Origin of the sequence: Marivita cryptomonadis (genome assembly GCF_002115725.1) — a bacterium.
GTDB lineage: Bacteria > Pseudomonadota > Alphaproteobacteria > Rhodobacterales > Rhodobacteraceae > Marivita > Marivita cryptomonadis.
In genome coordinates, this window is record NZ_JFKD01000023.1 from 42,561 (window position 1) to 53,376 (window position 10,816).

A 10,816-nucleotide genomic window follows, 5' to 3' on the forward strand; every position below is an offset into this window, starting at 1 on the left:
CAAAAGCGTGGCTTCAAAGATGGCGATCAATACCTCCAAGCAGCATGGAGACACGGAAAACAACAAACTCTTCACGGTTCAGGACCGCGCAAATATCTTGTGGTTCTGGCATGGCTATCTGAAGAAGCGGGCTCACTGGCTCCTTGTCGTGCTTGGCATGATCATCGTTCAGGGTGTTGTGTATCAGCAGTTTCTGTCTCTGACAGAGAGCGGCCTGAGGGTGATCTTTGACAGCGGTGTCGCACGGGATCTGATCCGAATTTGCGTTTTGGTCTTTGCGCTCTTCGGGGTCCGGGCGCTTATGTCCTACCTCGTCCCCCGCCTGTCTATCTGGCTGGCATCGGGGGCTGTGCTTGAAATGCGCCAGGACCTCATCCAACATCTGATGACGCTTGATCTTGCGTATTTCGAGCGCACCCCGCCCGGGGAGATCATCATGCGCTTGGGCAATCAGGCGCAAGACCTCAGTGCGTTTGTCGGTCAGCAAACAGTCAATGCCGTGCGGGATCTGACCACTGTGGTGATCGTCTCGGGGTATCTTGTCTACAAGTCTCCCACGCTCTTTCTCACGGCGGCCGTCGTCATTCCGCTGATCGTCGTCATGCTGCAATTTGTCTCGAAGCGCATCAAGGACATCCAGGCCAAGGCCCAGAATGCCATGGGGGCCTACATGAGTGGCCTGGAGGAGATGTCGAACGGGATGCGCACCGTCAAGATTTCCGGTCAGGAGGCCAATGAACGCAAACGCCTCTATGCCGCGACAGAGGAAATGCGGGGGCTTGCGATCAAGCTTCAATCTGCGCAAGCGATCGTGATGCCGGCCATCGATTTGATGGCGGCGTTTGCCTATGTGCTTGTCATCGGGGGTGGCGGGTACATGGCCTTGTCCGGAGATTATGGCCTGGACGGGGCAGGGATCATCGCATTCCTGATTGGTCTGGTCCTGGTGTTCGACCCGATGCGGATGCTGGGGCAGTTTTTTGCCCGGTTGCAGGCCAATCTGGTGATCCTTCGCAGTGTCCGAAGCCTTTTTCAAGAGACCCCGAGCATTCGGGACATGCCCGGTGCAACGGATCAATTCGACACCAGCGCGGATATCGTATGTGACGGGGTTTCTTTTCACTACAGCCCAGATGCGCCCCTTTTCGAGAACTTGACGCTCACGATTCGGGGGGGGCGGACGACGGCCATCGTCGGGGCGACAGGCTCTGGCAAGACCACGATCCTCAGTCTTCTGACCAGGTTGTACAATGTCCAGGGAGGTCAAATACGGATTGGGGATGTGCCGATCGAGACCTTGCAGATCAAGGCTTTGCGACACGCCTTTTCCGTCGTGGCGCAAGATATCGTGATCTTCAACAATACGATCTGGGAGAATATCCGCTATGTCCGGCCCGAGGCAAGCGATGCGGAAATTTGGGCGGCCGCGGAGGCCGCGGAGATTGCGGATCTCATGCGGGCGCGGCCCAAGCGCGCCGTTGGCCCAAAAGGCGGACAGCTTTCGGGCGGGCAAAAACAACGCATCGCCATCGCGCGGGCGATTTTACGCAATGCCCCTATCCTGCTGCTGGATGAGGCGACCTCTGCGCTCGATCAGACGACAGAGGATAAAGTCAAGCGTGCCTTGTTGCGCCTTGGAGCAGGGCGCACCACGATCGTGGTCGCGCACCGCCTGTCGGCGGTTACAATGGCAGACTGGATTTACGTCATGGACGCCGGGTATGTTGTTGAGCAGGGGACGCATCATGATCTCATGGCGCAGAAGGGGCTTTATGCTGGTATGTATCAGGTCCAAAAAGGCAGCTACGACTAGAAGGACCCTTGATCCTGCCGGAAGCGCGTTTGGGCAGTGTTTCGCAGTGGATCTTGCAGTCAGCACCTGTGTCACAAGATGTCGCGGGTCGGGGCTTGGTGGGCGCTTTTTGTTGTGTGCTTTCGCGCCTTGGCGTGACCTGCTCGTAAGGCGGGTGGGTTGCATAGATGCTTCACACGGAAATTTTTGATACGTTCTTCATCGATGTCGGGAAATTTTCCTGTGAATTTAGCTTGCTAGAACGTAAAGATAATTTTAGCTATACAGTAATTTGCTGCACTTCAGTGTAGACAGTGTTGTGGTGCGAGGCCTTTGGTTGTGAGGCCCGTAAGCTGGAACAGTGGAAAAGGGGTCGTAATGCGCAGGCGAAATTTAAAGTGTTTTCTGGCGGTTGCGGGGGTCGGCCTTGCGGTGATGACCAGCCCTGCGCTCGCCAATGGTCTTCTCGAAAACCGTCCATGGCAGTTCCAGACAACTGCTGACAAGGCCAACAAGTCCGTTGTGCTTGATTTGATCGAGCGGAAGCAGGGGGGCTATTACGATGGCTTCAACACTTATTACGAGACGAATATTGGCACGCAGGTGAATTGCAGCAACAACGCGTCCGCCACGGCAAACGTTGCCGATAGCAGTCAGGCGGGTCCGAATACGGAGGACGACAGCGCCCCGAACATTTCTGCAGATGGCACGGCCAACAGCGACACGACGGCCACGGATGCATTGGGCAATGCGGCCGGCGGCGGAACCGTGGGCGCTGACTCGACCAATGTGACAGGAAGTCAGTCGAATTCGGGCGCGATCAACGCGGGTGTCGATAACAGCAGCATCGACAGTGGTTTTGGGAACGTCACAAACGGCAATACGGATCAAGACTTTTTGAACAATCAGGATAATACAGGCGATCAGACCGCAGGAGTTGATACCAGCACTGCGTGTAATTTCGCGGGTACCAATGTTTCTGGCAGCGTCATCTTGCCCGGCGCGCCGTTGAACTGAGGTTGGTTTGAGAAAAATGGAAAAGAGCAGCAGGATGTCCCTTTACAAGAAGCCACTTCTCGCGCTCGCGCTGGCCGCTGCAACAGCCGGTTGCGCCGTTGTGCCAGAGGATATGCGGAGAGAGACGCTCAATGCGGGGGACGTTCCTCTTGTGTTGAGTTCCAAGCCCACTCCGAACAATACGCCCCTTACCGCGAAACTGGTTTGCTACGGCGAGCGGCTCGAGGATGCCCACAAGGGCCATATTGCCCTCGCGGTCGGCAATATCCGCGACTACACGGGCAAGCAAAACGATCTGGAGGGCTTCCTGGTGACCCAGGGCGGCGCTCTCATGGCGTATACGGCGCTCGGCCACCTGGTGCCGGGAGTTTCGCTGTACGAGCGGTTTGATACCCAGATAGCAGATGCGGAGCTTGCATATCTCAGCAATCGGCAACTGGGTGATGGCCGGCTGCACGAGACAACCGATGCGCAGACGGGTCAGCCGACCGAAGTTCCATGGAAGCCTTACTATGGCGGCAGTATCCTGCAGTCGGATTTTTACATCGTGGGCGGGATCACGGAGCTGAACTTCAACATCCAGTCGGGTGGGGGTGAGCTGAACGTCAACAATGTCGGCGGCAAAGGCCGTATTTACACAATGAATGTCGGTGTCGATCTGCGGATCGTGGGGACGCAGACACTCAAGGTGTATGATACGGTTTCGATCCAGAAGCAGATCTCCGGTTATGAGGTTGGCCTGGATATATTCCGTTTCTTTGACAATGACCTGTGGGATGTCAATGCGGGGGCCAAGAACCAGGAGCCGCTTCAGCTGGCCGTGCGCATGGCGATTGAAAGCGCCATTCTGGATCTCGTGCCGAGCGTGACAGGGGTGACACCGCAGGATTGCAAGCCGGCGGTGCCGCTTGTCGATGATGACGCTTATGAGGCCATCGGTGGCAAGGCTGTGACGACAAGGGCGAGTGTGGCTCTTGAGAGCGATCCCGCATAACACAAGATGCTTGATTTTAGTCATAAATTGGCGTCTTAATCCGTTCAACCGCTTAACTCAAAGGTAACGATATGAAATTTACACCAAACTTACGCAACAGCACTGCCACGGCGGCTCTGCTGATTACATTTGGGGCCTCTGGCGCACTGGCGCAGGCGACCGCAGACACCAACATGGGTGCGAGCGAAACCATTGTAACATCAGCGACCTTTACAGCTGGAAACGTACAAGAGTTGACCGCAACGCCCTCTGCGACAACAGCAAACAACAATGTGAATATCAGCCTCACTGTTAGTGACGGCATTGATGATGTCGTTACAGTAGCGACACCGGCGACGAACAACCTGACCACTGCGTCCGCCACAGGGAACTCCTCGACAGCTGCTGCAGAATTGTTGTTCTCGCCAAGCACTGCAGGAGACACAGCGGCTGTTGGAACGCTTCAGTCGGTTGAAGCCGATGTTATTGCGCTCTCGTCGTCTGATACGCACTCCATCGTGATTGAAAATGATGGTGCCGGAATACGCACTCTGACGGGGACAAGCCTGTCCGATAATAATGACATTACAGCTGCGGCAACCGGCAACAGCGCGAAATCCACCATCACAGCGGCAAGTGGCCTTGATCTTGTGCAAGCAACAGCTGGACAAGCCAGTCTGGATATTGATTCCTCGTTGGCGGCAGCAGCCGATAATGATGTTGCTGGTGATCTGATCGTCAGCTCTTCGCAAGAAATTGATGGTAACCGGGCGTTGGGCGCTACTGTAAGTGGGGCTGTAACGAGAACTCGTGTTGAAGGCCTTGATACAGCGACAGTTACTGTATCCAACAGTGATCAAGCATCAACCTCAATTGGCAATTCGGCCACAAGCAGCATTTCTTCCCTGGATACAACTGCAAGCATAACGGCTTCAACAGCTGTAAGCAATTTGCAGACAATTGTACCGTCTACAGTGTCGCCCGTTACAACGATTTCTGCGGCGACAACAGGCTCGACCATTGAAATCCAGAGCGGTGTTGACTCAAACGGGAATGCAACTGGAGACGTCACCAACACTACGATCTCGGTTGCAGGCAATGATCAGACTGCAGGTGCTACAGGCAGTGTAAGCACGCAATCGATCACATTGGACGCAAGCAGCATCACGGGTGAAGGTGCTGCTGCTGTCATTAGTGACGCAGATACCGCCGCAGATGGTAAGACACAGTTGTCAGCAGCTGGCGACTCCATCATCGGGAACGTACAGACAATTGATTCGGGTGTAACTGTTTCCGGTACAGTCTCGGGAAACAACATCAGTTCTGTCGTTGCGGATCTTGATGATAATACCGTTACAACCTCGACACTCGAAGTAACAGGCAACCGTCAGGCGGCAAGTGCCACGGGTGTTTCCACCAGCAACGCGCTGTCGCTTACCTCCGGCGCGACGATGAGTGCAGCAGGCGCCGTGGGCTCCGTGCAGGAAGTTGATGGGTCCGTCACTGCCGCAACAACTTCAAATAGCATCACCAATGCTATTAACACCGATGACGATCTTGATGATAGCAGCATGCGTACAACCGCAAATGCGGTCACGTCAGCTGCAACGGGTGCAACTGCAACCAATTCACTTTCAACCACAAGTGCAACCAACAATCTAAGCGTCGCATTGAATGCTGGGACTGTACAAAACAGTGTTGCTGCGGGTTCGGCCGACCAATACTCGGTGACTGCAGGTCAGGCACTGACCAATGACCAGTCGATGGCATCTACGGCTGTTGTGTCTGCAGAAACGACAGCAAATCAGATACTGACCCAAGCAGGGACAGATGTGACAGATTCCACTGTTGCAACGGACGACAACAGGATGTCGGCGTCTGCAACGGCCAACTCAGCTGACAACGGCATCTTGCTTTCGTTCAACAATCTGGTTGGAACAGCTTCTGGTGCAGGCACTGGTGTTATTGCTGCCACCGCGAACGAACAAACGCTTGCGGACAGTGCAACCGTGACAGCACGTGTTGTTGGTACGGGCGGTGTTCCAATTCTCACCACGGTAGATAGTGATGTACAGCGCTCAAGTGTTTCCACATCCGGAAACACCGTGTCTGCATCCGCCAGTGGCAACGTGACCAGCGGCAATAATGTTGTTGTGGATGCAACAAATATCACATCGGGCAGTGAGGCGGCGCCAAGTATTGTCGCAGCCACTGGCGCTCAAACGACAACAGGCTCTTTTGTTGCGGCCTCCACACAGCTTTCCGGCGCTGATATTTTGGCGAGCCAGAGAGACTCTGCGGCGACACCGACAACATCAAACACCATCAGAACCAATGTTGATAATGATATTCAACTGAGCTCCACAGTTGTATCTGATGACAACGTGTTGAGTGCAGTTGCAACAGCGAACAGCGCCAATAACGCAGTTCAGTTGGGTGATGCGAATACTGCAACCGTTGCAGCTTCCGGTACGGTTGCAAACTATCAGGCCACTGCTGCTGCAGGATCTGTAACTGCAGAGATCGGCATCACAGGGTCCGATCCGATTTCAGCGTTTAGTTCGTTAAATTCAGCGCCCGCAGTAAGTGGCACAATCGGAAACGACGGTACCTTAGCCTCAGGCGGAGCTGGCTATACAAACAATGGTGCTACTCCGATTGTATTTACCTTCGCTACTCCATTGACATCGGAAGAACAGGCCGCACTTTTAATGGCGGGGTTCTCTAATATTTCTGGCAATAACGCGGAAATTGCGCCTGGTGCCCAAATTGACACATTTGGAGGCACTGCTGCACAAATTATCAGTGTTACTTATAGCACTGCTTCCGGTACTACGCTTGCGTTCGCGAACTTTGCAGGTACAGCGTCGCCTGGTGTCGTCAACGGCGCTGGTGTGATTGTCAGTGTCGACGCTGATGCTGGTTCAGCCGGTGAAATTTCAGCTTCGACCGTTTCTGTGTCTGGCAACACGGCAGTGGGCGAAGTGACGGGTAACGTTGCGACCAACGCAACCTCTGCAACAGCCACAACTGTGACCGGCTTGTCGGGAACGGCAACCAGCATCAATGCTGCGGATTTTGATGTTGCCCCCGCTACTGCCGATTTGGCGACAGCAAGCTTGCAGGATAGTGCCTCGGCCCTTTCATCTGATGTTGCTGCAACATTTGCGATCCTAGACGGCCAAGGTGAAATCGATGCCGTTACAGACTCAACGCAAATTGTGTCTGATAACCTTCAGCAATCCTATGCGACGGCAAACCGGGCGACAAACAGTGTCGATCTGACGGCAACCAATACGGACGCCGACACCGCACTTGAGAACGCTCAGCGGTCAACGGCAACAGTATCAACAACATCCGATCTGGATGTTGTTGCAAATGCCGGCGGCACAACTTCCTCACTCGCGATGGAAGGCAACGTAAACCAGTCGGTTGCGAACGGAAACGTGGCGACGAATACCACAACAGTGGACGTAACCAACGCGACGGCAACCGGAACGGTGGATGCATCGATCGCACTTGGAACTCTCACGGCTGACGCGAACAACGCATTGGCCTCTGTGCAGTCGGTTTCCGCAAACGTCACGGCCTCGGCTACGACGGATGTCTACAACCAAGACGTCACACGCACTGGTGGAAACGAGATTATCAGTAGCGACGTCTCCCTCAGCAGCAACTCCACGATTGCACAGGCAACTGGTAACAATGGTACGCAAACACTGACCTTGGGTGATGCCGGAACGGCCAACATGGACCGCACTGGTGTCTTGGTGAACAACCAGGATGTCACGAGTGCAGCGACAGTGTCGTCGACAGTTAATCAAGATGTCGAAGTCACGCTCAGCAACACAGGCACCATCCCGATCCAATCCAGCAGTGTGGCTCTCGATGGTAATCAGACCACAGCTCTGGCTCGGAGCAACGTGGCGAGCAATACGCTGACCGTTGATGGGAACAGCATTGATGCGGGTGTCGGCACGGATGCATCTTTCACTGCAGGTGGCACGACAAATGCAGCCTATGTACTTGGATCAGACCAGGACAACGATGCTGTGGTCACAGCCATGACATCACAGTCCAGAGTTGAGGTTGATGTATCTGATACTGGTGCAGGTCCGACCGTAGGTGGCGGTGTGTTGAACTCGACAGTGTCCCTGGCTGGCAATGTCTCTTCTACAACGGCGCTCGCCAACTCTGTTGTGAACTCCGTGTCTGTTGGGGCGAATGCATCAAACGTGGATGCAGCGGCAGAGCTGGCTAGTATTCAGGGCAACAGCGGTGCTGTCACGTCCACAGGTGGATCCGCAGTGGTCGTGGATGTCGATGTGACCGGTGGTACTGCGCCAATTGGGATCAATGGCAGCAGCGTTATGCTGTCCGAAAACGTCAGTGCGTCCAGCGCTACAGGTAACCAAGCGGAAAATTCTCTGACAACGGCTGGTGCTAACATCGTATCAGGAGCCTCTGGTACAAATGCCACGGCTGACTCCTCGGGCACGCTTACCGCAAGCGGCGGTAATCTGGTTGCTAACAACCAGAACAACACTGGCGCCATCAACTCGACCAATACCGCCAACACCGTAACCATCTCTAGCGATACCGTGGATGGAACGACACCGGGTAACGGCGCGGCAGCATCAGGCAGCACGCTTGGTGTAACTGGCAATGTGACCGAAGCCCGTGCCTCGGCCAACCTGGCGACCAACTCCAGCATCACCATCGGTGGGGCGGGAACTGCATCGCTAGACTCAACTGCTCTGGTCATGAATTCTCAGACCAACACTTCTACAGGCACAGTTGACGCTTCAGCATCGACGAACACGACAGTGAGCCTGTCTGGTACAACCGACGCGACAGCTTTGGACACTGGCACTGCAATGGTAGAGGGCAACAGCACTCTGGCACTTGCGCGTGGTAACGTGGCGGGGAACACCGTTGTTGCAAATGGTGCAAATGCCACTGGTGGGGGGAGCCCAGCAGGCGTGAACTCAACCGCTGGCGTACTTGGTGGCGTGCTTAATGCTTCATTCGGTGTCTTCAATGAACAGTCTCAGGCGGCTGCAATCAGCGCGACATCGACTGGTGCAAGCTACCGGGTCAATGCCACCTCTGGGACACGTACAGCTGGCAACTTGGGTCTTGCTCTCAATGCATCATCTGCCTCTGTCTCTGGAAACGCGATCAATGCGTCGGCTCTTGGAAACGTTGCAACCAACAGCGTTACCCTCGCGTCTTTGTCGACAACGGCAAACGATGCAAGCGCTGCTGCCTTTAATACACAATCCAACAGTGGGGACATTACGTCGCAGGCAACAGGTGCTACAATTGGCACCTTCTCCATTGGAGGTATCGTCAGCGCATCGGTTGGTGTGTCCAACAACAGCATCTCTGCGAGCTCGATTGGTAACTTTGCTACCAGCACAGTCACACGCACGGATCGCTAAGAGCGATTGGAAATCAAAGGCCCCCGTTTGTCGGGGGCCTTTTTCTGTTCTACAGGTCAAATTCTAACACGACTTAGGAGGTCCCGAGGACCATGCGAAACATCTGCGTAACCCTTGCAACAGCCCTCACCTTCAGCACTGTGACGCCTTCTTTAGCTGCCACATCGGATGGTGATTTCGCCGTCTATGGATGGGGCGCCCGAGATTGCAACACGATCATTGCCGTACTGAACGGGGACCAAGCGGCCCAAGCCCAGGCTCAATTGGCAGAATGGATATCTGGTTTCATTTCTGCCCAGAATAGAATGGGAGAAGGCCTTTATGATATCACTCCGATCAAATCCCATGTTCCAATGGTGAGCCTTGCCCGGAATATTTGTGCCAATAATCCTGACCAGCTTTTTGAAAACGTGGTATTTGCAATACTTGAGAATTTTTCGGCGCTGAAGTTGGTTGAGAACAGCCCACTTGTCCAAGTTTCCCATAACGGACAAGCCGTTTCAGTGAATGAAGAAACCATTCGTCGAGTTCAGGAAGTTTTGATCGCAGATGGGAAGTTGTCCGAAGGAGCGGCTGACGGTCAGTTTGGACCACAGACAGCTCAAGGCATCGAGGCTTGGCAGCAAGAGGCCGGTGTAACACAAAACGGGTTGCCCGACATGGTGACCCTGTTTCTGATGGGCCAGCAAATCGAACGCTGATCATTCCTGCAGACGGGAGAAGGACTGACCTTTTCAAGGCACTCGCATTTTCCCGCCGGCGCCCATAAAGATGGCCCCAAGCTGGCTTGGGGCAAAACGGCTGAACAGGAGGGTGCATTGTTCAAAAATGCCATCGCGCTTGATAGCAAAGTGCATGCCAAGTGCAAAATGGTCCTGTCGAATGACATGACCTTTGCCCGTAACACCTTGAGCGCGCCGCTTTCTGCGACCGAAGTGGTCAAGGCAAGCCGCGAGTTTCCGATCTTCTTTCCGACAAAAGGTCATTTCCTGCCTGTGGCCCAGATGGGATACAGGAAAAACGGAAACCTCTACGTGGACGAACAGGGTGCATGGACGGCGCGCTACAAGCCTGCACATCTCAGGCGGTTTCCTTTCGTGCTTGGGGCCCGCGGAGAGGCAGGACAGTATGTTCTCATGGTGGAGCGAAGCCTGATTTCCGAGGATGGCGATGGTGAGCCACTCTTCGAGAATGGCGGTGTTCCTGAAGGCGGTATCGTCGAACGGGCGCAGACTTTCCTCACCGACTTCCAGAAGGAACTGACCCGGACGGAAGCTCTGCTGAAACCGTTGCGTGACGCCGATATTCTGGTGCCCCGGACCTACAATATCACCCAGGGTGAAGAGACCCTGGGCGCTGTGCGTGATCTGCAGGTGGTCGACGCTGAAAAACTGGCGGCGCTTGATGATGCGACACTTGCAGCCTGGGTGCGCAGCGGCCTGATGGCAATCGTGATGGCTCATCTGCACAGTTTGGACAACTGGAACAGCCAGAAGAATCTGGGCAATTAGGTGAGCTGAAGACCTGGGTCTCAAATTGCTTGTGGCGTGGCATAGGGCGCAAGAGAGTTTCGGGAGTTTCTGCTGTAGC

The 10,816-nt window shown here is 54.6% G+C and carries 6 protein-coding genes; all 6 read left to right on the top strand.

What is annotated here, in order from left to right; all coding sequences use genetic code 11:
- The first annotated feature begins 19 nt into the window (after nt 1-19).
- The 6 genes from MCRY_RS19275 to MCRY_RS19300 all read left to right on the top strand — a co-directional run bounded on the left by MCRY_RS19275 (nt 20) and on the right by MCRY_RS19300 (nt 10,737).
- Entirely contained in the window at nt 20-1,813 is a 1,794-nt protein-coding gene (locus MCRY_RS19275; protein WP_085632916.1) for an ABC transporter ATP-binding protein, read from the top strand.
- A gap of 501 nt (nt 1,814-2,314) precedes the next feature.
- Nucleotides 2,315-2,809, top strand: coding sequence for a hypothetical protein (locus MCRY_RS19280; protein ID WP_203276078.1), 495 nt, complete (start codon nt 2,315-2,317; stop codon nt 2,807-2,809).
- Between the two features lie 34 nt (nt 2,810-2,843).
- Nucleotides 2,844-3,803 carry a CsgG/HfaB family protein gene (locus MCRY_RS19285; protein WP_176234532.1) on the top strand — a complete coding sequence of 320 codons (960 nt, stop codon included), beginning with the start codon at nt 2,844-2,846 and terminating at the stop codon, nt 3,801-3,803.
- Between the two features lie 71 nt (nt 3,804-3,874).
- Complete coding sequence (locus MCRY_RS19290) at nt 3,875-9,226, top strand: beta strand repeat-containing protein (protein WP_085632921.1); 5,352 nt, start codon at nt 3,875-3,877, stop codon at nt 9,224-9,226.
- Between the two features lie 92 nt (nt 9,227-9,318).
- Nucleotides 9,319-9,927 (top strand): peptidoglycan-binding domain-containing protein, encoded by a 609-nt coding sequence (locus MCRY_RS19295; protein WP_085632923.1) that lies wholly within the window; start codon nt 9,319-9,321, stop codon nt 9,925-9,927.
- 117 nt (nt 9,928-10,044) lie between these two features.
- Nucleotides 10,045-10,737 (top strand): SapC family protein, encoded by a 693-nt coding sequence (locus MCRY_RS19300; RefSeq protein WP_085632925.1) that lies wholly within the window; start codon nt 10,045-10,047, stop codon nt 10,735-10,737.
- The last annotated feature ends 79 nt before the right edge of the window (nt 10,738-10,816 follow it).

Coding starts and splice junctions, on each gene's coding strand:
- MCRY_RS19275 (WP_085632916.1), top strand. CDS start 20: ATGGCGATCAATACCTCCAAGCAGCATGGAGACACGGAAAACAACAAA.
- MCRY_RS19285 (WP_176234532.1), top strand. CDS start 2,844: ATGTCCCTTTACAAGAAGCCACTTCTCGCGCTCGCGCTGGCCGCTGCA.
- MCRY_RS19290 (WP_085632921.1), top strand. CDS start 3,875: ATGAAATTTACACCAAACTTACGCAACAGCACTGCCACGGCGGCTCTG.
- MCRY_RS19295 (WP_085632923.1), top strand. CDS start 9,319: ATGCGAAACATCTGCGTAACCCTTGCAACAGCCCTCACCTTCAGCACT.